Annotated in this window: 21 protein-coding genes; 18 read left to right on the top strand and 3 right to left on the bottom strand. The window is 37.2% G+C overall.

What is annotated here, in order from left to right; translation table 11 throughout:
- Nucleotides 1-141 precede the first annotated feature (141 nt).
- Together dnaN and dnaA are read right to left on the bottom strand one after the other, a co-directional pair.
- Nucleotides 142-1,278, bottom strand: coding sequence for a DNA polymerase III subunit beta (gene dnaN, locus CIL03_RS07115; RefSeq protein ID WP_094885078.1), 1,137 nt, complete (start codon nt 1,276-1,278; stop codon nt 142-144).
- A 196-nt stretch (nt 1,279-1,474) separates the two neighbouring features.
- Nucleotides 1,475-2,818, bottom strand: coding sequence for a chromosomal replication initiator protein DnaA (gene dnaA / locus CIL03_RS07110; protein WP_094885077.1), 1,344 nt, complete (start codon nt 2,816-2,818; stop codon nt 1,475-1,477).
- A gap of 763 nt (nt 2,819-3,581) precedes the next feature.
- Between dnaA and rpmH the strand changes: the two genes are divergently transcribed.
- From rpmH to CIL03_RS07045, 13 genes are all read left to right on the top strand, one after another.
- Entirely contained in the window at nt 3,582-3,716 is a 135-nt protein-coding gene (rpmH, locus tag CIL03_RS07105; RefSeq protein WP_019377820.1) for a 50S ribosomal protein L34, read from the top strand.
- A 174-nt stretch (nt 3,717-3,890) separates the two neighbouring features.
- Nucleotides 3,891-4,238 carry a ribonuclease P protein component gene (rnpA, locus tag CIL03_RS07100; RefSeq protein WP_094885075.1) on the top strand — a complete coding sequence of 116 codons (348 nt, stop codon included), beginning with the start codon at nt 3,891-3,893 and terminating at the stop codon, nt 4,236-4,238.
- A 117-nt stretch (nt 4,239-4,355) separates the two neighbouring features.
- On the top strand, nt 4,356-5,120 hold the full coding sequence (gene spoIIIJ, locus CIL03_RS07095) for a YidC family membrane integrase SpoIIIJ (RefSeq protein ID WP_094885073.1): 765 nt from the start codon (nt 4,356-4,358) through the stop codon (nt 5,118-5,120).
- A complete protein-coding gene (gene jag / locus CIL03_RS07090) occupies nt 5,117-5,731 on the top strand; it encodes an RNA-binding cell elongation regulator Jag/EloR (RefSeq protein ID WP_094885071.1) in 615 nt (204 codons plus the stop codon). The genes spoIIIJ and jag overlap by 4 nt, the downstream gene beginning before the upstream one ends.
- Before the next feature lie 315 nt (nt 5,732-6,046).
- On the top strand, nt 6,047-7,423 hold the full coding sequence (mnmE, locus tag CIL03_RS07085) for a tRNA uridine-5-carboxymethylaminomethyl(34) synthesis GTPase MnmE (RefSeq protein ID WP_094885069.1): 1,377 nt from the start codon (nt 6,047-6,049) through the stop codon (nt 7,421-7,423).
- Nucleotides 7,424-7,534: 111 nt separating this feature from the next.
- Entirely contained in the window at nt 7,535-9,421 is a 1,887-nt protein-coding gene (gene mnmG, locus CIL03_RS07080) for a tRNA uridine-5-carboxymethylaminomethyl(34) synthesis enzyme MnmG (protein WP_094885067.1), read from the top strand.
- Between the two features lie 94 nt (nt 9,422-9,515).
- Complete coding sequence (gene rsmG, locus CIL03_RS07075) at nt 9,516-10,232, top strand: 16S rRNA (guanine(527)-N(7))-methyltransferase RsmG (RefSeq protein ID WP_094885225.1); 717 nt, start codon at nt 9,516-9,518, stop codon at nt 10,230-10,232.
- A 424-nt stretch (nt 10,233-10,656) separates the two neighbouring features.
- Nucleotides 10,657-11,520, top strand: a complete 864-nt coding sequence (gene noc, locus CIL03_RS07070; protein ID WP_094885065.1) for a nucleoid occlusion protein — start codon at nt 10,657-10,659, stop codon at nt 11,518-11,520.
- A 289-nt stretch (nt 11,521-11,809) separates the two neighbouring features.
- Nucleotides 11,810-12,583 (top strand): ParA family protein, encoded by a 774-nt coding sequence (locus tag CIL03_RS07065; RefSeq protein WP_094885063.1) that lies wholly within the window; start codon nt 11,810-11,812, stop codon nt 12,581-12,583.
- Complete coding sequence (locus CIL03_RS07060; RefSeq protein WP_094885061.1) at nt 12,564-13,403, top strand: ParB/RepB/Spo0J family partition protein; 840 nt, start codon at nt 12,564-12,566, stop codon at nt 13,401-13,403. Before CIL03_RS07065 ends, CIL03_RS07060 begins: the two co-directional genes overlap by 20 nt.
- Before the next feature lie 119 nt (nt 13,404-13,522).
- Nucleotides 13,523-14,680: an aminotransferase class V-fold PLP-dependent enzyme gene (locus tag CIL03_RS07055; RefSeq protein WP_094885059.1), complete on the top strand. Its 1,158-nt coding sequence runs from the start codon at nt 13,523-13,525 to the stop codon at nt 14,678-14,680.
- A gap of 13 nt (nt 14,681-14,693) precedes the next feature.
- On the top strand, nt 14,694-15,398 hold the full coding sequence (locus tag CIL03_RS07050; protein ID WP_094885057.1) for a DUF554 domain-containing protein: 705 nt from the start codon (nt 14,694-14,696) through the stop codon (nt 15,396-15,398).
- Nucleotides 15,399-15,421: 23 nt separating this feature from the next.
- The gene (locus CIL03_RS07045; protein WP_094885055.1) at nt 15,422-16,063 is read left to right on the top strand and encodes a transporter; all 642 of its coding nucleotides are present in this window, start codon (nt 15,422-15,424) and stop codon (nt 16,061-16,063) included.
- A 243-nt stretch (nt 16,064-16,306) separates the two neighbouring features.
- Here the strand turns inward: CIL03_RS07045 and yyaC are convergent, their stop codons facing one another.
- A complete protein-coding gene (gene yyaC / locus CIL03_RS07040) occupies nt 16,307-16,924 on the bottom strand; it encodes a spore protease YyaC (RefSeq protein ID WP_094885053.1) in 618 nt (205 codons plus the stop codon).
- An 87-nt stretch (nt 16,925-17,011) separates the two neighbouring features.
- Here yyaC and CIL03_RS07035 point away from each other — a divergent pair, with 87 nt between their 5' ends.
- The 5 genes from CIL03_RS07035 to rpsF all read left to right on the top strand — a co-directional run bounded on the left by CIL03_RS07035 (nt 17,012) and on the right by rpsF (nt 21,512).
- Nucleotides 17,012-18,034 carry a YkvI family membrane protein gene (locus CIL03_RS07035; protein ID WP_094885051.1) on the top strand — a complete coding sequence of 341 codons (1,023 nt, stop codon included), beginning with the start codon at nt 17,012-17,014 and terminating at the stop codon, nt 18,032-18,034.
- Nucleotides 18,035-18,121: 87 nt separating this feature from the next.
- A complete protein-coding gene (locus CIL03_RS07030) occupies nt 18,122-19,024 on the top strand; it encodes a mechanosensitive ion channel family protein (RefSeq protein ID WP_094885049.1) in 903 nt (300 codons plus the stop codon).
- A gap of 38 nt (nt 19,025-19,062) precedes the next feature.
- The gene (locus CIL03_RS07025) at nt 19,063-19,260 is read left to right on the top strand and encodes a DUF951 domain-containing protein (protein ID WP_094885047.1); all 198 of its coding nucleotides are present in this window, start codon (nt 19,063-19,065) and stop codon (nt 19,258-19,260) included.
- Nucleotides 19,261-19,916: 656 nt separating this feature from the next.
- Nucleotides 19,917-21,017: a redox-regulated ATPase YchF gene (gene ychF, locus CIL03_RS07020; protein WP_094885044.1), complete on the top strand. Its 1,101-nt coding sequence runs from the start codon at nt 19,917-19,919 to the stop codon at nt 21,015-21,017.
- 204 nt (nt 21,018-21,221) lie between these two features.
- A complete protein-coding gene (gene rpsF, locus CIL03_RS07015; protein ID WP_094885042.1) occupies nt 21,222-21,512 on the top strand; it encodes a 30S ribosomal protein S6 in 291 nt (96 codons plus the stop codon).
- Nucleotides 21,513-21,524: the final 12 nt, after the last annotated feature.

Raw genomic sequence — 21,524 nt, 5'->3', positions numbered from 1 at the left:
TAATGAAAGGTTTGACCCTCGAAAAGGTTAAAATACGCTTCATTTGGCTTAAAATTGATTTTTACGGTATGAAAAGCTCTTATCTTTATTCGATAAGAGCTTTTTCAGGGTAATTATTAAAAATCAATTTTTATTTTATTTTTAATATGTCCGAACTGGGAGGATTAACTGCAGGATTGAATCGTCTTCTGCAGGACGGATGATGAATGGACGCATGGCTCCGGTAAAATCAACCTTCACATCATCATACTCAATTGCTTTTAATGCATCGATCATATATTTGGAGCTGAAGGAAATTTTTAATTCTTCCCCTTCCATGGATTGAATCGTAACATCCTCCGCTACAGTTCCAACTTCTGGTGAGTTGCTCGTAATTTCCACATTGGAATCGTCTTTTGTTGCCAGGCGTACTACATTATTCCGTTCCTCCTTGGCAAGAAGTGAGGCACGATCAATTGTACTAAGTAATTCTTTCGTTTTGACATGCAGTGTTGTTTTGCTTTGTTCAGGTATTAAACGGGATGTTTCCGGGTAATTTCCGTCAAGCAGGCGTGACAGGAAGTTCAGATGCTTTGTCCGGAATAAAATCTGATTGCTGGTCACGCTGATCTCAACTGTTTCTTCTGTGTCATCCAGAATTTTATTTAATTCATTCAGGCTTTTTCCTGGAACAACAATACTTTGAAATTCAATATTTGCTTCTTTCACCGGAATTTCTCTTGATGCCAGACGATGACTGTCTGTTGCTGTAAAAGATAATTTATTATCTGCAAGTTTAATGTTGACCCCTGTCAGGATTGGCCGGGTCTCCATTGTGGATATTGCAAAAACAGTTTGTTTAATTAAGCTTTTTAATAAATCAGTCGGAATTTCAAAGCTTTCATCTGTTTGAAGCATTGGAAGTTGTGGATACTCTTCTGCATCCTGACCATTTAAATTAAATTCAGCTTTTCCAGAGCGGATTGTTATTTTTAAATTTTCGTCTGATTCAATTTCCACAGTTTTTTCCGGTAATTTACGAATAATATCAGGAAAATATTTTGCCTGGAGTACAATAGTGCCTTCTTCAATTTGCTCAACATTAACTTTTCCATCTTCTTCAGCAGGAATATGTGATTCGATGGAAATATCGGAGTCACTTCCTGTTAATGTAATTCCATGCTGTTTTGCTTCGATTTTCATTCCGGTCAATATTGGAATAACAGTTCTGGATGAGATAGCTTTCATTACATCTTGTACACTTTTAATTAACTGGTCACGCTGAATAACAAATTTCATTGAAATAATCCTCCTAGTGGAAGTTCTTTTTTATTTATTATTTTTATAAAAATATAGTAATAAAAGTAATAAGCAGTGTGATTATGTGGATAAGTGTGATTTATTCTGTTTCAGATAAGATATACACATGTGGATAAAGTGTACATAAGTTTGCACGCCCATACACATTATTCACATGTGAAACATCAGTTATTTGTTATAAGGATTTTAATTGTTCCTTCAGATCTTCTATTTCTCTATTTAAATTAGAGTCGTTTTCCAGTAGCTTTGCTATTTTGTCATGTGCATGAATAACAGTTGTATGGTCACGGCCGCCAAATTCTTCTCCTATTTTAGGCAAGGAAAGATCGGTCATTTCCCTGGATAAATACATCGCAATTTGTCTTGGAAATGCAATTGACTTTGTACGTTTTTTGGCAATAAAATCTTCAAGCCTTACATTATATTTTTCCCCAACTGCTTCCTGGATTCCCTGTACAGTAATCACTCTTGGCTTGCTGCTTGGAATAATATCCTTAAGGGCATCAGCTGCAAGTGATGCATCAATGTCCTGATTTACAAGGGATGAATAGGCAACCACACGGATCAATGCACCTTCAAGCTCCCTGATATTTGTATCAATTTGATTTGCAATGTAAAGCATAACTTCGTTTGGAATATCCAATCCTTCTGCTTTTGCTTTCTTTGTGAGGATAGCTATCCTTGTTTCAAGGTCTGGTGGGGTAATATCTGTAATCAATCCCCATTCAAATCTGGAACGCAAACGATCCTCAAGTGTTGGAATTTCCTTTGGAGGCCGATCACTTGAAATAATGATCTGTTTGCTTTCTTCATGCAATGTATTAAACGTATGGAAAAATTCTTCCTGGGTTGATTCTTTTCCAGCAATAAATTGAATATCATCAATTAAAAGAACGTCAATATTCCGGTATTTATTGCGGAAATTTGTCGTTTTATTATCCATAATTGCATTAATAAATTCGTTCGTAAACTTTTCTGACGTAATATAAACCACTTTGGCATTTGGATTATGATCACGTACATAATGGCCAATTGCATGCATTAAGTGAGTTTTTCCAAGTCCGACACCACCATAAATAAATAGTGGGTTATATGCTTTTGCAGGTGCTTCCGCAACAGCTAAAGACGCTGCATGTGCAAAGCGGTTTCCAGCTCCAATAACAAATGTATCGAAAGTATATTTTGAATTGAGCATGGATTTAGGTACATCATTTGTATCATGATTTGGTTTAGGCTTCGGCATTGGTTTGACTTCGTCGATTTCTGTGCTGGATTCAGGAATAACGAATTTTGTAGCCAGTTTAGTACCGGTAATTTCTTCAATTACGTTGGAGATCAGGTTTGTATATTGATTCTCCAGCCAATCTCTTGCAAATTCATTTGGAGCAGAAATAACCAGCATATCTTTATTCAATGATTCAGCTTTGGTGTTCTTTAACCACGTGTCGAAACTGGGTTTACTGATTTTTTCTTCAATTTTTTCCAATGTTGCAACCCAGAGTTCATCGATATTTTCCAATTGGATTTCACTCCTTTCAACGAGAATAAATGACAGAAAAAGCCTCTCGCGCTCTTAATTCAAGAAGGACAGGCATATGATGAAATAACTTACTTGTAAGGTGATCAAAATTAGTGGAAACCATAAAAGCAGAGAATTATTTCAGGTTGTTGTGCAAAGTTAAGAAAGCACTTATGTTGCAACAGTTAAATTTTGGACTAAAAACAGCTAAGTCCATCTCTATTTTCTGTGGACGAAAGAATCTATAGTATATAGTAGATTAACATACTTATATACTTTATCCACATAAATGTTGACAAGTTTATAAACTAGGGTGTGAATTTATATCCACATGTTATCCACAATCTGTGAATAACTTTATTTTGCTGTTTATTATTTTTCGAGTTAAACACAAATATAATATCAAATAAAAGCGAAGTGTGCAATGGTTTTTCGACACTTATCCACATTTCCTACTGCTTGTATATAAAAAATATCCACACCACTATATTTTGTGATTATCTTGTCGATATTTGCTGTGGACAGAAAAAATATGCTGATTTTTCTTGAACAGAGGGCTGTGGATAAAAGTGAAGTGATGGGATTCTTGAAAATGGCAGGTTAAAATTTAATATAAGCAGGGTCAGATGTGCCAAAGGTTAAATAGTAATAAAAATAAAAATGAAGTTGACAGATGGCAGGGGTTTTACGTATAATTACAAAGACTGTCTACTGGATAGGTTTTATTTTGGATATTTCATCCTTTTTAGGAGGTGCAAGATACATGAAAAGAACGTTTCAACCAAATAACCGCAAACGTAAAAAAGTACACGGCTTTCGCACGCGCATGAGTACAAAAAATGGACGTAAAGTTTTGGCTCGTCGTCGTCGTAAAGGAAGAAAAGTATTGTCTGCATAAGGCCACTGAAAAGTCAGTGGTCTTTTTTCCTCTTATGGACGCTGGGGCTGAAAATAATCAATTATGTCGATGAATATATTTGAGGAAGAATATCATGAAAAACAGCTGGTAATGCTGTTTTTTATACATAGATTTCGGAAAAATGGGGTAAGTTGCTGCTGGTAAGGTGATAAAATGAAAAAGGAATTTCGCATAAAGAAAAATATAGAATTTCAGCATACATTTAAACATGGTAAGTCTTTTGCTAATCGGCAGCTTGTCATCTATTATGTACAAAAAACAAATCAGGATCATTTTCGTATTGGTTTATCTGTTGGAACAAAAATCGGCAATGCAGTTACACGAAATAGGATTAAGCGATACCTGCGTCAGTCCTTCCAGGAATTGGAGAAGGATATTTCGACAACAAGTGATATTGTAATTATTGCCAGACAGCCAACAAAGCAAATGGAATATACGGAAATTAAGAAAAGCCTGACTCATTTACTATATAAAGAACGTCTGTTGAAAAATAATCGATAATTACTGATTTTATGATAGATTCTTTTTATAAATTAAGCTAAAATAGCATGTAGATTAAACTGCATAGAAATAACCTATTGAAATACGATTGTTTTTCAGTAGTTAGGAGGAAACATGTTGCGTAAAAAGTATGTCATGCTTGTGGTCCTAATTGGATTGCTTGCAATACTTTCAGGTTGTACAGAAATTAATGAACCGATCACAAAAGAGAGTGAAGGGATCTGGAATACCTATTTTGTTTATCCGGTATCCTGGCTGATCACATATTTTGCTAATTTATTTAATGAAAATTACGGATTATCCATTGTTATTGTAACTATTATCTTTCGATTGGTACTTTTGCCATTAAACGTAAAGCAATTAAAAAGTTCAAAAGCAATGCAGGATATTCAGCCTGAGCTGAAAGAGATTCAAAAGAAATACAGTTCCAAAGATGCGAACACCCAGCAGAAACTGCAGCAGGAAACAATGGCATTGTTCCAAAAGCATGGGGTAAACCCGCTTGCAGGCTGTTTGCCAATCTTTGTGCAAATGCCGATCCTTATTGGAATGTATCATGCAATTATGCGTACAGAAGCAATTAGTACACATAACTTCCTATGGTTTGAACTGGGATCACCAGATTATATTTTACCAATAATAGCTGCTGCTGCTACATTCCTGCAGCAGAAATTAATGATGGCAGGAAGCCCTGCTGCACAAAACCCGCAAATGATGGTAATGCTTTATGTAATGCCGCTGATGATTGGTGTCATGGCATTCTTCTTCCCGGCAGCATTGGCACTTTACTGGGTAGTTGGGAATATCTTTATGGTTGCGCAAACTATTTTCATCCGTAAACCAATGATGAGTAATGCGAATACTGGAGGAGACAAAAAGTGAGAGAACTGACTGCTAGTGGACAAACAGTTGAAGAGGCGGTCCAATCAGCATTAGAGCAGTTAAACACAACAAGGGACCAAGTGGAAATCGATGTAATTGATGAAGGAAAAAAAGGATTACTAGGTGTATTTGGATCCAAACGTGCCATTGTAAAAGTAACAATCGCTAAAAATCAAATTCAGGAAACAGAGAAATTTATTAAAGAAGTAACGGGAAATATGAATATTGACGTGACCATTCAAACTACCGTGGATGGAAACCATGTGACCTATGAGCTTAGCGGAGAAAATATTGCTTTGCTTATCGGAAAACGTGGTCAGACACTGAATGCATTGCAATATTTAGTTCATCTTGCGTTAAATAAAGATGGAAAGCAATTTTATACAGTCACCGTGGATGCAGAAGGATATCGCGGGCGAAGAAGAGATACCCTGACTTCTTTGGCATCCAAAATGGCAGATAAAGCGATTCGGCTGAATAAAAAAGTAGCGCTGGAGCCAATGCCTGCATTTGAAAGAAAAATCATTCATAGTGCACTGCAGGAACATGGAAAGGTTTCTACTTATTCAGACGGAACAGAACCACATCGTCATATTGTAATAAAACCATAATAGAGTTAAAATAAGTCCTGGGAAACCAGGGCTTTTTTTACTTGATAGGAAAGTATAATTTTTTATTGATTTGATAATGAGGTTGGAACTGATGGTGGCTGCTTCAATCTATTTTTAAATATAAAAACAGTAATGAATCTATTCAAAATAAGGTTATTCACAGTGTGGATAACCTTATTTTGGCGAAAGAATAAAATATTTTTGTGGATAAGTTTATTTTTGAGCAAAATTGTGGTATTCTATTTTGTTAGTGACGTAAAAAATAATTCGTTATTAATATAGAGCAAAAGGAAAAGTGTTGGAGGTGAAGCGAAGATGGAAACAGATACAATTACTGCAATATCGACCCCGATTGGAGAAGGTGCCATTGCAATTGTGAGGTTGAGTGGTCCTGAGGCGATTTCGATTACAACTGAATTATTTCGTGGGAAGAACCTGAATGAGGCTGATTCACACACGATACATTATGGAAAAATTATAGATCCACAAACAGAAGAAGTTGCTGAGGAGGTAATGGTTTCCGTAATGCGTGCACCGAAGACATTTACCCGTGAGGATGTAGTCGAGATAAATTGTCATGGCGGAATGGTGGCAGTTAATCGTGTGCTTGAAATTATTTTAAGCAGAGGCGTGAGATTAGCAGAGCCGGGAGAATTTACAAAACGGGCATTTTTGCATGGAAGAATTGATTTATCACAAGCAGAAGCAGTGATGGATCTGATTCGTGCAAAGACTGATAAAGCAATGTCTGTTGCACTAAAACAGATGGACGGGCGATTATCTGGATTAATTCAGAAGCTGCGCCAGGATTTATTGGAAACAGTTGCCCATGTCGAAGTAAATATCGACTATCCAGAATATGATGATGTCGAAGAAATGTCCCATGAAATGATGCAGAGAAAAACGAAGGAAGTTCATAAGGAAATTCTGGACCTGTTGAATGTAGCGAAACAAGGGAAGATTTTACGTGAAGGGCTGGCAACAGCAATCATTGGGCGTCCAAATGTAGGAAAATCTTCATTAATGAATACATTGGTACAGGAAAATAAAGCAATTGTCACAGAAATTCCCGGAACGACCCGTGATATAATTGAAGAATATGTTAATGTCCGTGGTGTGCCATTGCGTTTGGTAGATACTGCCGGAATACGGGAAACTGAGGATATTGTCGAAAAAATTGGAGTGGAACGCTCCAGGCAAGTATTAAAGGAATCAGACCTTATTTTATTTGTGTTAAATTATAATGATGAACTGACCGAGGAAGATGTTAAGCTATTTGAAGCAATTCAGGGATTGGAATATATTGTTATTATTAATAAAACAGATCTTGAACAAAAGCTTGATATGGAAAAAGTGTTAGAAATGGCAGAAGGAAATCCAGTTGTGACTACTTCTTTGATTGAGGAAGAAGGAGTGGACGAGCTGGAATCTGCCATAGCAAAAACATTCTTCGCTGGTGACATTGACACAGGTGATTTAACGTATGTATCCAATGTCCGGCATATCCAGCTGCTGAAACAATCTCAAAAAGCACTGGAAGACGCAATGGAAGGTATTGAGCTTGGTATGCCACTCGATATTGTTCAGATAGATGTAACGAGAACATGGGAATTTTTAGGTGAAATCATTGGCGATACTGCAAGTGACAGCCTAATTGATCAGCTGTTCTCACAATTTTGTTTAGGAAAGTAACTTCGTTTTAAAATATAGTGCTTTCACTGTAACAGTATAAGAACAACTATGTATATAAAATTTCGTTTTAAATACAGAACACAGATTTTTAACCAGAAAGGATGAAAAACAATGACATATAACGCTGGCCATTATGATGTAATCGTTATTGGCGCAGGTCATGCCGGTGTCGAGGCCGGTTTAGCTGCTGCACGAATGGGTGCAAAAACCTTAATGCTTACATTAAATCTGGACATGATTGCCTTTATGCCATGTAATCCTTCACTAGGCGGCCCTGCTAAAGGAATTGTGGTTCGTGAAGTAGATGCACTTGGTGGGGTAATGGCAAAAGTTATTGATAAAGCGCATATTCAAATGCGTATGCTGAATACTGGAAAAGGGCCTGCTGTGCAAGCACTGCGTGCACAGGCAGACAAACCGATATATATCAAGGAAATGAAACATGTAATTGAAAATGAAAAAAATCTGACACTTCGCCAGGGAATGGTTGAACGGCTGATTGTGGAAGACGGAGTATGTAAAGGCGTAGTAACCGAAACGAAAGCAGCCTACAGTGCGGAAACAGTTATTATTACGACAGGAACATTTATGCGCGGTAAAGTCTTAATGGGCGATCTGGAATATGAAAGTGGTCCAAATAACCAGCGTGTATCAGTAAAACTGTCCGAACACTTGGAGGAGCTTGGCTTTGAATTAACCAGATTCAAAACAGGTACACCACCGCGTGTGAATAGTCATACGATTGATTATTCCAAAACGGAAATTCAGCCAGGTGATGAGAAGCCTCAGAGCTTTTCTTATGAAACAACAGAATTTATTACTGATCAGATTCCATGCTGGCTGACTTATACCAATGAGTTTACACACCAGGTGATTAACGAAAATTTACAATTGTCAGCAATGTATTCAGGGATGAAGCGGGGAACTGGCCCACGCTATTGCCCGTCAATTGAAGATAAAATTGTTCGTTTTAATGATAAGCCACGTCATCAGATCTTCCTGGAACCTGAGGGAAGGGATACAGAAGAGGTATATGTACAAGGATTATCAACATCCTTGCCTGAATCGGTTCAGCATGAAATGGTAAGAAGTGTGGAAGGTCTTGAAAATGCCGAAATAATGCGTGCAGGATATGCTATTGAATATGATGCGCTCGTCCCAACACAGCTGTGGCCGACACTGGAAACTAAAAAAATACCTGGTTTATTTACTGCCGGTCAGATTAACGGTACATCCGGTTATGAGGAAGCAGCAGCACAGGGGATTATGGCAGGTATCAATGCGGCAGCAAAAGTGCTTGGCAAAGAACCGGTCATCCTGGATCGCTCTCAGGCCTATATCGGTGTTTTAATTGATGATCTGGTAACAAAAGGAACGAATGAACCATATCGTCTGCTGACTTCACGTGCAGAATACCGTTTATTACTACGCCATGACAATGCTGATCTAAGATTAACTGAAATTGGTCACGATATTGGATTGATTCCAGAAAAACGATATGCAAAATTTGTTGAGAAAAAGCAGATGGTGGAAGAAGAGAAAAAACGGTTAGGCAAAATTACGATTAAACCAAATGAACCAGTCAATACCATTATGGAGGATGCTGGAGCTACTCCATTAAAAGAAGCTATAAAAGCATATGATTTGATGAAGAGACCAGAACTTTCCTATGATCTGGTTGAAAAAATGATTGAAGCAAATACTGAAATTTCTGCTGAAGTAAAAGAGCAGGTAGGAATTCAGATTAAGTATGAAGGGTATATTAAGAAAGCAAATGAGCAGGTAGCCCGGATGCTGAAAATGGAAGATAAAAAAATACCGGATAATATTGACTATAGTCAAATTAGCGGAATTGCTACAGAAGCCAGACAGAAATTGGAAAAAGTCCGTCCATTATCTGTTGGTCAGGCATCGAGAATTTCCGGTGTAAATCCGGCAGATGTTTCTATTCTGCTTGTATATATTGAACAGGGGAATATCGCCCGTATTGCAAATTAAAAAGAAGTTCAAAAGAGGTTGTCTTAAAGAAGAGGGGCCAAAACCCCTAAAGGCAGCCTCTTTAAACTATCTAATGGAAGGAGAATGCAGATTTATGAATCCGGAACAGTTTACGGCTGCACTTAAGGAACAGGGAATTGAATTGACGGGCAAACAGCTGGATCAGTTTGCAACTTATTTTAACACCTTGGTTGAATGGAATGAAAAAATAAATTTAACTGCATTGACTGAACGAGAGGATGTCTATCTCAAACATTTTTATGACTCCATAACAGCAGCTTTTTATTATGATTTTTCAAAAGAAACATATATCTGTGATGTTGGAGCAGGAGCCGGATTTCCTAGTATTCCACTTAAAATATGTTTTCCTCATATACATATAACGATCGTAGACTCATTGAAAAAACGAATAGGCTTTTTAAATCAATTAGCTGCAAATCTCGAACTGACTGATGTAGCATTTTATCATGATCGCGCAGAGAATTTTGGAAAAAACAGTAAATTCCGAGAGACATTTGACATCGTAACCGCCAGAGCAGTAGCACGTATGTCCGTATTAAGTGAATTGTGTTTGCCATTGGTGAGGAAAAATGGTGTATTCATTGCAATGAAGGGTTCACAGATAAATGATGAATTGGCAGCAGCAGAGTCTGCCATTGAGCTGTTGGGTGGGCAGGTAGATGAAACCCATGCATTTACATTGCCGAAAGAGGAGAGCGAACGTTCGATTCTCATCATAAATAAGACAAGAAAGACACCTAAGAAATATCCAAGAAAAGCTGGTACACCAAATAAAGAACCGATTGAGTGATCTCTTTGGTGAATAAAACAAATATCTTTTAATGGCGTGACATCTTTCTGTTCTTTTATTTTGGAACTTATGGTAAAATGGGAGCAGAAACTGGAACGTAGATAATCAGCTTGAATCATAGCATATTAACAGCTTACTATAATTAGTTCATATATATGGAATGCAGCAGAAAGTTTTGATATTTATATTTTTTTGACAGGTCAAATAATTGCACTTCAAATTGTCTCCGATGAGACGACTTCAAAATGCAGACTTAGAACTTACTATTGTCGCTAACGCCATAGGACGTGGCGTTTTCATGTTATAATGAAAATACTAATCTATCAGAATTGTAAATTGTTCCACGTGAAACAATTTACGTATACATAGAAAAATTACTTAATAATTCTCTTGTTAAGTTAGCAAATAAAGGTGGTGTCTGTTGATGGTAAAGCCTTTTAACCGAATATTTGGGTTGGGGGACAAGTCAGCTTCTGAACCTGAAGAGGAAACCTATAATCCGGATGAAGTAATTCAGCTTCCTGTAAAAAATATCATTCCCAATAGATTTCAGCCCAGGGCAATATTCAGTGAAGAAAAAATTAAAGAGCTGGCTCAAACGATAAATACACATGGAATGATCCAGCCAATAGTCGTTCGTAAATTGGAAGGGGAAGAAAATAAATATGAACTGATTGCAGGGGAACGCAGATGGAGAGCTGTGCAATCATTGGAATGGGAAAATATATCAGCAATTATCCGGGAAATGACAGATACAGAAACAGCTTCTGTTGCATTAATAGAGAATCTTCAGCGGGAAGAGCTCACCGTCATTGAGGAAGCAACGGCATATGCCAAGCTTCTGGAGCTTCAATCGTTAACACAAGAGGCTTTGGCCCAGCGACTTGGAAAAAGCCAGTCATCCATTGCCAATAAACTAAGGTTATTAAAGCTGCCTGAAGAAGTCCAGCAAGCATTATTAAACAAACAAATTACAGAAAGACATGCACGTGCATTAATAAAACTAAATGACCCGGAAAAGCAGGTTAAGCTGCTGCTGGAAATTATAGATAATGAACTAAATGTAAAAGAAACAGAAGAACGAATTGCTAAAATGGAAAGTCCATCAAACAGCAAGAAGAAAAAGAAAACAAAACTAAAGGGATTTAATAAAGATATTCGAATCGCGATGAATACAATACGTCAATCACTTAATATGGTATCAGATACCGGGGTAAAGGTGGAATCTGATGAAAAGGAAATGGATGACTACTATCAAATAACAATAAAAATACCAAAAAAGAAATAAAGTTATAAGCTGTCCCATCACAGTAAGTAAATACTCCTGACAATGGAGTCTGATCTTTTGGGGCAGCTTTATATTAAACTTAAAATACCTCTAAATACATCGTATATTCTTCTAATTTCTGAAATAACTCCCAATCACATTAAGAAATGATAACAAAAGTGAAAATAATAGTCGCATTCATGGAAATAGTGATAAAATAGAGAGTATATCTTTTATATCATTGAAATGGCAGTACAAAATTTGCCATAAATAGACAAGAATGCAAGTTTTTAAATAGGTAGGTGTCAACATGGGTAAAATAATGTCCATCGCAAATCAAAAGGGTGGCGTAGGAAAAACAACTTCATCGGTTAATTTGAGTGCATGTTTGGCTCACTTGGGGAATAAAGTGCTGCTTGTAGATACCGATCCACAAGGCAATGCCACAAGTGGAGTTGGAATTAATAAAGCAGATGTGAATAATTGTATCTATAATGTATTAGTTGAAGATTTACCAGCTGAAGAAGTTTGTATCCCTACAAATATGAACAACTTAGATATTATACCTGCAACAATACAACTTGCCGGTGCAGAGATTGAGCTTGTTCCAACAATTTCAAGGGAAATCCGTTTAAAAAAATCACTGGAAAACTTAAAAGAGCAATATGATTATATAATAATAGATTGTCCACCATCATTAGGTTTGCTGACAATCAATGCATTAACATCCTCAGATACAGTTTTAATACCTGTTCAGTGTGAGTATTATGCTCTAGAAGGTCTCAGTCAATTATTAAATACCATACGCCTGGTCCAAAAACATTTAAATAAACAATTAATGATTGAGGGCGTATTACTTACAATGCTTGATGCAAGAACGAATTTAGGTATACAAGTAATTGAAGAAGTAAAAAAATACTTTCAAGATAAAGTCTATAAGTCTATTATCCCCAGAAATGTCCGTTTAGGAGAAGCACCAAGTCATGGACAGCCAATAATTACGTATGATCCTAAATCAAGAGGGGCAGAAGTTTATCTTGAATTAGCTAAGGAAGTGATGGCCAATGGCGAAAGGGTTGGGTAAAGGGATAAATGCTTTCTTTCCTGAAATAGATGAGCAGCCTGATGATTCAATTCAGGATATTTCCATTAAGGAATGCAGGCCAAATCCGTATCAGCCAAGAAAAACGTTTCATGCGGATGCAATCGAGGAGTTAAAGGACTCTATTTTGGAATATGGCATAATCCAGCCATTAATTGTACGTAAGAGTATTAAAGGCTATGAAATTGTTGTTGGAGAAAGACGCTTCCGTGCAGCGAAAGAAGCAGGACTTGAAAAGATTCCTGCTGTAGTAAAAGAGCTGTCAGATGAAAAGATGATGGAGCTTGCACTGCTTGAAAACCTGCAGCGTGAGGATTTAACACCAATCGAAGAGGCACATGCCTACGCAAACCTGATGAATGAATTGAAAATAACACAGGAAGAATTATCAAAGCGCTTAGGAAAAAGCCGTTCCCATATCGCAAATCTGGTTCGCTTATTATCTCTTCCGGATCAGGTTATTGCATATATAAGTAATGGAGAGATTTCCATGGGACAGGGAAGAGCATTGTTAGGACTAAAGGATAAAAGTAAACTAATTCCATTTGTTAATAAAATTCGCAGAGAAAAATTAAATGTAAGGCAAGTGGAGCAATTAATTACTCAGTTAAATGAAAAGCCTAAATCTAAAAAAGAAAAACCGAAAAAAGATGTTTTTCTTCTTGAGAGGGAATCTATACTGCGTGACCGCCTTGGAACTGGTGTCAGCATCCAACGCGGAAAACGAAAAGGTAAAATTGAAATTGAATTTTACACAGATGATGACTTGGAGCGAATAATTGAAGTGCTGGAAAAAGAATAGATCACATATGGAAGACTGACGAACAAATATCGTCAGTCTTTTGCTATAATGAAACAAAAGCAACCGACTAATCTAGCACTATATGAGTTTATTATTGATTATAGATAAGGGGGGGTTTTATGATTTATTTTGACCAGGCAGCTTCTTCCTTTCCAAAACCTCCCGAGGTAGGGAAGGAATTAATTAAATTTATAGATGGAAATGGCGCAAATCCCGGAAGAAGCGGACATGCACTAGCAAGAGAGGCTGCTGCAGTTATCAATCAAACGAGAGAAAAAGCTGCTGAATTATTTGGCTGCAGTGATCCGAAACAGGCTCTATTTTACTCCAATGCCACCATTGCATTGAATCAGGCAATCAAAGGATTACCATGGAATCAGGGAGATCATATAATAGCAACATCGTTTGAACATAATTCAATAAGAAGACCCCTGGAATTTTTGAAGAAGAATCATGGAGTAGAAGTTTCCTATATTCCATGGAATGACGACAGTGATCAGTTCGTTCAAATGGTGAAAAATGAAGTCAGGAATGAAACAAAATTATTTGCTGTGACACATGCCTCAAATGTTACTGGTGCAATGATGCCCATCGATAAAATTAGTAAAATAGCGAAAGAAAATAAGATAATCACATTAGTAGACGCTTCACAGACGGCAGGACACCAGTCCATACATATGAAAAAACAAGGGATTGATATGCTGGCTTTCCCAGGACATAAAGGGCTGATGGGCCCACAGGGGACTGGCATGCTGCTTATAGAAGGAGAAATTGAATTAATGCCAATACTCCATGGCGGGACGGGTGGATTTTCAGAGAACCCGGATCAGCCAGACAAGCTTCCTGAAAGACTCGAAAGTGGTACATTAAATACGCCAGGAATTGCAGGTCTTTATGCAGCTTTTAAGGCTTATGAAGATCGGAAAACCGAAATTGTTCCACGTGAAACAATTCTGATTAAAAAGCTGTTAAAAGGACTAAAAGCCATGCCAGACGTAACATGCTATGGTCCGAAAGAGGATCAGCAACGAATGGCAATCGCAGCATTTAATATAAAAAATATAGACTCACAAGAGATAGCAATGGTGCTAGATTCATATTATAATATTGCCGTTCGGGCAGGCTTGCACTGCAGTCCATTGACACATGATACATTACAAACAGCCGAACAGGGCATTGTTAGGGTGAGCTTAGGTATTTATAATACTGAGGAGGAAGTTGAAACATTTTTACATGCAATTGAAGAAATTACAGCAGCTTATAAAGAAATAGAATAATGGAGATGTAGCAATGGTTTTATATGGGACACTCATAAATGGAGCATTAATTGTTATAGGAAGTCTGTTAGGACTATTTTTCACTAAAATACCAGAAAGATATAAAAAAACAGTAATGCACGGAATAAGTCTTGCTGTCATATTAATAGGTTTACAGATGGCGTTCTCTACCGAAACGATTATTGTTGTGCTATTAAGCTTGCTAACTGGTGCAATAATCGGTGAATTTATTCATTTGGAAGAGGGGCTGAATCGATTTGGCGCCTGGGTTGGCAGTAAATTTACAACTTCAAATGAAAACTTCAGTGTAGCCCAGGGGTTTATGACAGCTTCATTGATGTTTGTTATCGGGGCAATGTCCATATTAGGTGCATTAGATAGCGGGATTCGGGGAGATCACGAAATATTAATTACAAAAGCAGTTATTGATGGATTTGTTGCGTTAGTATTAACAACAACATTTGGATTTGGTGTCGTATTGTCTGTTGTTCCGGTTGTGCTCTATCAGGGAACTATTGCTTTACTTGCTACACAAATAGAAAATTGGGTGCCAGAAGCTTTCCTGAATGGGCTTATTGTTGAATTAACAGCAGTAGGGGGGTTGTTAATTCTAGCAATCGGACTTAATATGTTAAAAATAGTGCAGATTCGTATCGGAAATCTGCTGCCATCAATCGTCACAGTAGTTTTGGTTTATTATATCTATCAACTTTTCTAAGAATATAACAGAGGGGAATCATTATGCAACAAATTATGAAAATAGTATATGAGGGAATAATGATTCTTCTTGTTATGCTTACAATTGTTACAATTTGGACGGAAAACACTTATAATTCAGCAATTAATTGGATTGTATGGGCAATATTTTTCATAGATTTTCTGTTTCGTTTTTTTGCTTCAGAGGAAAAGTGGAGTTTTATTAAAAAGAATCCATTTCTTATTATTGCAATTATTCCCCTTGATCAATTCTTCCAGATGGCAAGAATAGTTAGGATCATTTACTTTTTCCGGATTAAAACAATTACGAAATATTATGTAACTCCATATATAGAAGGACTCACATACAAAACGTTAGGGATTATTCTGTCACTGCTATTTTTACTGCTGCTTGGGGCTTCTGCAGTTATTTGGAACGTGGAAGATGGAATTAGCACATATTTTGAGTCAACTCTTGCAGTTTTCAGCCATTTACTGTTTTTTGGCCATCGCATGTTTGGGATGGAAAACTCTATATCAATTTGGATCGTAACAGGAGCCTCCATAGTGGGGATACTACTCCAGGGATTAGCCTTGCAATGGGGATTTACCAAGGCAGAGACTGTCTATAATCGGATAATAGGAAAGAAAACGACTAAAAATGAGATAAAAAGGCAAAATAACTGAAATTGCAGATGAAAATATGTAAAAGAGTAGAATTTCCTTATGAATATTTTTGTTATTGCAATTATTCCACTGACTGTAATTTTGGCAGTATTAATGTATTGATTGAATTGATTCACTGAAAGATGCTTTGAATATGTTTATAGCTAATATAAACATATGTTTTCATTTAATATTGAAGATTCCAAACAGGATTAGAGAATGCTATTTCTCTAATCCTGTTTTATCATACATTGACTGCATGAATCACATACTCTGCTGCTTTTCCTGCTGAATGACAATAGCTGGAGCTGAAAAGTGGTACTTTAAGCGCTGATCTATGATATTCAGCAGTCCTGCTATTTTTTCTGACATATCCATTACGATGGAGAGTCTTGTGTTTTGCAGGACGGAATATTCCATAAATCCGCTAATATTCACTACCCCAGTAATATGTATGTTACCAACAGAAGGTAAGGGCTTATTTAAGGCTGCTCCTGGCTTTAATGGCCCTTTTCCTGTAATAAGATGCCCAACAGAGGTAGTTTGTCCGAGACATGCGTCTACTGCAATAATATAGGGGTTTCTATGTTTTTCTTTAATGAAATTTGTATATTCAACTAAATTCGTAGCATGAACTGGTTCATGCAGAGTCCCGTAAACTGTCATATGCCTTGGTTTCATTTCTGAAAGAAGTGTTCCGGTCAATGGTCCGAGTGCGTCGCCTGTGGAACGATCTGTTCCGATACAGACAACAACATATTCATGAGGAAATTCCGGAAGCCATGAAGTAATCTTTTCACTCATCGATTGAAATAATTCTGGATCGGTGTGGGGCATACGTAATTTTTCATTTGCTTGGCTGAAACGTTTCTTTAGATTCATAGCTTATCCTCCACAAACATATTGGTATAGTATACGGATATTTTCATTGTTCTATACCTGGATTCTAAAAATACTGGAGGAAATGCGATGCTGCGAGCTGGTTTGAAATGGATGTTTCTTATAATTGGGACAACAATTGGGGCGGGGTATGCTTCAGGGAGGGAATTATGGCAATTTTTTGGGCATGAGAGTGGACTAGCTATTGTTCTATTTATGTTATTTTTTTCCATATGCTGTTATGTGATTATGGATTTAAGCTATCAGAAGAAATCAACGCATTATCTTCCTGTTTTACGTGATATTGTTGGCAAAAGACTTACGAAAATTTATGATGTTATGATATTTTTATATCTGTTTACAACTACTGTTGTCATGATTGCCGGAAGCGGTGCAACCGGACAAGCGTTTAACTTCTCCTACTGGTGGGGTATAGTGATTATAGTTATTGCGCTTATTGCTTTATTCATGAGAGACATCAATGGGATTTTATCAATGAATCAGATTGTATTGCCGCTTTTGCTTGGCGGTCTCCTGTTTATTCTGTTTTTATTTACACATGATCAGGAACTTGCATTATTCTCGCATTGGCATGAACAGCGGAACTGGATGGCAGCATTTCCGTTTACTGCATTAAATATACTTCCTTTAATTGCAGTACTTGGGGCAATTGGGAATAAAGTCAGCTCAAAACAGGAAATAGCCATTGCCTGTTTTGGCAGTGGTGCGATTTTAGGTGTTATCTCATATGTTTACAACAACAGTCTAATCCAAATTGCTGATGAGATTCTTTTATACGAAATTCCATTATTTGCCATTTTGAAAGGCTACCCTTTTGAGATGCTTATTTTTATGAGTGTGATGCTTTGGTTTGCCATATTTACAACAGCAGCTGCAGGGGTATTGGGAATTGTAACAAGAATACAGGAGTTTTTAAAAATACCTTTAGTATTGATCGTTGTATTAATCTTAGTTACAATGATCCCTCTGACAACCTTTGGATTCTCTACCCTAATCAGCTATATTTATCCGATTTATGGGGTATTGAATTTATATGTCTTAACAAGGCTGCTTTTGTTTCCGGTTTGGAATTCGATGAAAAAAGCTGAATAAAACCTTCATCTCTTTTAATGGAAAAAGCAATATTGTACACTAAACTATACAAATAAAATTAGCACAGAAAATGTTGGAGGTATTTGAATGGACAAAGTTAATAAAGAGATTAGTGATCTGTGGGAATATCTTACGGGTCCTGAGCTTTGGATTTCGATTGGCAGTGGCCTTGTAAAAATAATTATTATTATTATTCTGGCTCTTACAATCGTAAAGGTTACCAGAAATGTGATTGACCGTGTTTTTAAAAAGAGAGAGACTGGGCCATTAAGAATAACGGAGAGACGTGAAAATACGCTAAAGAAACTGATTAAGAGTGTTATCGCATATGTCGTTTACTTTATTGCGTTTATTATGATTCTTGACAATGTAATGGGCTTCAACGTTGGTGCACTTATTGCAGGTGCTGGTGTTGCAGGCCTGGCGATTGGTTTTGGTGCACAGAATCTGGTTCGGGATATCATTTCAGGATTCTTCATCATCTTTGAGGATCAGTTTTCCGTAGGTGATTATGTACTCGTCTCTGGTGTGGAAGGAACCGTTGAGGAAATCGGCCTTCGAACAACGAAAATTCTCAGCTGGACAGGAGAATTGAATGTACTGCCAAATGGGAATGTAACACAGGTAACAAATTATTCGGTTACAAATGGTTTGTCCGTAGTGGATATCAATATTCCGTATGAAAGTGACATTGCGGATGCTGAGAAGATTATCGAAGAAGTAGTTATCGGTTTACCGGAAAAATATGATTTCTTTATAAGTACGCCAACTATTCACGGAGTGCAAGTTTTAGATGTTTCCCATTACGTAATACGCGTTATTGCGGAAACTCAGCCAGTCTTTCAGTGGGCTGGGGAGCGTGCAATCCGTAAAGAAACACAGGATAAATTATATAAATCAGGGATTGAAATTCCTTCACCACGCCTTGTGATGTATTCAAGTGACCAAAAAGATACACTTTTACAGCGAGGAATAGAGCGTGATCAGTAGATTTTAGGTATAATGGAAGAAAAAAAGGAGAACTCCAAATGGCAGAAAAGGAATTTGGATTGAATGATGTTGTAGAGATGAAAAAGCAGCACCCCTGCGGCGAAAACCGCTGGAAAATTATTCGCATGGGAATGGACATACGGATTAAATGCCAGGGCTGTGGGCACAGTGTAATGATCCCTCGCAGGGAATTCACGAAAAAGATGAAAAGGGTTTTGGAAAAGGCTGAGGAATAAAGAACTGCCACGGAGTTAGGGCTCCGTGGCAATTATATTTTTTATCATTACGCGGATAGCGAATGATAAAAAATATAATTGCCGCTCCAAATAAAGCAACTATTATTATTTTAAATGTATTGGGCTCTCCAATAGTACTTTCTAATATGCCTCCAAGGGAAGGCATTCCAAGCCATCTTAAAATCGGTATAATGACAAACATAGCTGTCAAGATGCCGATCAATAATTGGAAATAGTATCTGCGCTTACTCATACTAGTCTCCTTAATATAAAAATAATTTATTCTGAAAATTATGTATCATTACTATAACATTTATAGGCTTGTTTTGCACTGATAGGAAAGCATAACTTTTTAAGGAGATCAGTATAAGTGCAACTAAGGCTTATCGCCATTAAAGCTTGGCGATAAGCCAAGTTTTCTAATATAATGTGATTTGGAAAAAAATAGTTAAAATTGACTAAAATCAATGTAAAATAGTAAAATAGAAGTGTTAAGACCATAGAAAAAGAGAAAAGTAATAGGGAAAAAAGCAAGAATAGGCACATATTGAGGGCCTATTTTTGTTTTTTACTTTCTTGTTATTTTTTACAGTTGTCTCTATAATTAGGTATGACTTAATTCATATGAATGGAACCCTTAAGGAGTTGAAAGTTGCATGGCTTTGACAGCAGGAATTGTCGGTCTTCCAAACGTAGGCAAATCTACGCTTTTCAATGCAATCACACAAGCGGGTGCAGAAGCAGCAAATTATCCATTTGCTACGATTGATCCGAATGTGGGAATTGTGGAAGTCCCCGATGATCGCTTAAATAAATTAACAGAATTAGTAAATCCGAAAAAAACAGTACCGACAGCATTTGAATTTACAGATATCGCTGGTATTGTGAAAGGTGCAAGTAAAGGGGAAGGACTGGGGAATCAGTTTCTATCCCATATTCGACAGGTTGACGCAATCTGTCAGGTTGTCCGTTGTTTTACCGATGATAACATTACACATGTGTCAGGAAGAATTGATCCACTCGATGATATTGAAATCATCAACCTGGAGCTTATTTTGGCTGACCTGGAAACGGTAAACAAACGGTTCCAGCGTGTTGAAAAGCTGGCAAGACAAAAGGACAAGGATGCAGTTGCAGAATTCGATGTACTTTCCAAAATTAAAAACGGACTTGAGGAAGAAAAGCCGGCAAGAGCGCTTGAATTTACAGATGACCAGCAGAAAATCGTTAAAGGTCTTCATTTATTAACAAGCAAGCCGACATTATATGTTGCAAATGTCAGTGAAGAAGAAGTAGCCGACCCTGATTCGAATAAAAATGTTCAGAAGGTCAGAGATTATGCAGCGAATGAAAATGCAGAAGTGATCGTAGTTTGTGCGAAAATAGAAGAGGAAATAGCAGAGCTTGACCAGGAAGAAAAAGAAATGTTCTTGGATGAGCTGGGCATCAATGAATCCGGCTTGGATAAGCTTATCAAGGCTTCTTACAATCTGCTGGGTCTCGCAACGTATTTTACAGCAGGAGAGCAAGAGGTACGTGCATGGACGTTCCGTAAAGGAATTAAAGCACCACAGGCAGCAGGAATTATTCATACCGATTTTGAAAGAGGGTTTATCCGTGCTGAAACCGTCTCCTATGATGACCTGGTAGAAGCAGGCAACATGGGACATGCACGTGAAAAAGGAAGAGTCCGGCTGGAAGGCAAGGAATATATAGTAAAAGATGGCGATGTTATTCATTTCCGATTTAATGTTTAAGAATAAAAGTGGAAGTCTGTTTAACAAAAAGGCAACAACCTATAACCCACGTTTAGCAAAAATAACGTAAAAAAGGATCTCTCGAAAGCTTGTCATGCGAAAAAAAATTTGGTATAATACACTATTGTGAGTAATGAAAGTATGATTACTCCTTGCTCCTTTCATAGGAAAAGGGGCCGCTAAGACCAAAAGGAGGTGTAACGGATGAGAAAATACGAAATCATGTATATCATCCGCCCAGACATTGAAGAGGAAGCTCAAACAGCTTTAGTTGAGCGCTTCAGCAAAATTTTAACTGATAATGGGGCGGAGATTGAAAAAGTTGATGAAAAAGGCAAGAAACGCCTTGCTTATGAAATCAATGACTATCGTGATGGATATTATGTAATCATTAACTTCAGCGGTGATGAAAACTCAGTAAATGAATTTGATCGCCTTGCTAAGTTCTCTGATGATATTATACGCCATATCGCTATTCGAGAAGAAGATCAATAAGATCTATAATAA

The sequence above is a fragment of the Virgibacillus indicus genome (genome assembly GCF_002266285.1).
GTDB classification, from domain to species: domain Bacteria; phylum Bacillota; class Bacilli; order Bacillales; family Amphibacillaceae; genus Virgibacillus_K; species Virgibacillus_K indicus.
The sequence above is the reverse complement of the archived record's forward strand: the minus strand, read 5'-3'. Positions and strand labels throughout refer to the sequence as shown.

Bases quoted from the DNA above. Each gene is read 5' to 3' on its own strand.
- noc (WP_094885065.1), top strand. From the start codon at position 10,657: ATGGTAAAGCCTTTTAACCGAATATTTGGGTTGGGGGACAAGTCAGCT.
- CIL03_RS07050 (WP_094885057.1), top strand. From the start codon at position 14,694: ATGGTTTTATATGGGACACTCATAAATGGAGCATTAATTGTTATAGGA.
- CIL03_RS07035 (WP_094885051.1), top strand. From the start codon at position 17,012: ATGCTGCGAGCTGGTTTGAAATGGATGTTTCTTATAATTGGGACAACA.
- rsmG (WP_094885225.1), top strand. From the start codon at position 9,516: ATGAATCCGGAACAGTTTACGGCTGCACTTAAGGAACAGGGAATTGAA.
- mnmE (WP_094885069.1), top strand. From the start codon at position 6,047: ATGGAAACAGATACAATTACTGCAATATCGACCCCGATTGGAGAAGGT.
- mnmG (WP_094885067.1), top strand. From the start codon at position 7,535: ATGACATATAACGCTGGCCATTATGATGTAATCGTTATTGGCGCAGGT.
- CIL03_RS07030 (WP_094885049.1), top strand. From the start codon at position 18,122: ATGGACAAAGTTAATAAAGAGATTAGTGATCTGTGGGAATATCTTACG.
- rpmH (WP_019377820.1), top strand. From the start codon at position 3,582: ATGAAAAGAACGTTTCAACCAAATAACCGCAAACGTAAAAAAGTACAC.
- CIL03_RS07045 (WP_094885055.1), top strand. From the start codon at position 15,422: ATGCAACAAATTATGAAAATAGTATATGAGGGAATAATGATTCTTCTT.
- ychF (WP_094885044.1), top strand. From the start codon at position 19,917: ATGGCTTTGACAGCAGGAATTGTCGGTCTTCCAAACGTAGGCAAATCT.
- CIL03_RS07065 (WP_094885063.1), top strand. From the start codon at position 11,810: ATGGGTAAAATAATGTCCATCGCAAATCAAAAGGGTGGCGTAGGAAAA.
- CIL03_RS07060 (WP_094885061.1), top strand. From the start codon at position 12,564: ATGGCGAAAGGGTTGGGTAAAGGGATAAATGCTTTCTTTCCTGAAATA.
- rnpA (WP_094885075.1), top strand. From the start codon at position 3,891: ATGAAAAAGGAATTTCGCATAAAGAAAAATATAGAATTTCAGCATACA.
- CIL03_RS07025 (WP_094885047.1), top strand. From the start codon at position 19,063: ATGGCAGAAAAGGAATTTGGATTGAATGATGTTGTAGAGATGAAAAAG.
- CIL03_RS07055 (WP_094885059.1), top strand. From the start codon at position 13,523: ATGATTTATTTTGACCAGGCAGCTTCTTCCTTTCCAAAACCTCCCGAG.
- dnaN (WP_094885078.1), bottom strand. From the start codon at position 1,278: ATGAAATTTGTTATTCAGCGTGACCAGTTAATTAAAAGTGTACAAGAT.
- yyaC (WP_094885053.1), bottom strand. From the start codon at position 16,924: ATGAATCTAAAGAAACGTTTCAGCCAAGCAAATGAAAAATTACGTATG.
- rpsF (WP_094885042.1), top strand. From the start codon at position 21,222: ATGAGAAAATACGAAATCATGTATATCATCCGCCCAGACATTGAAGAG.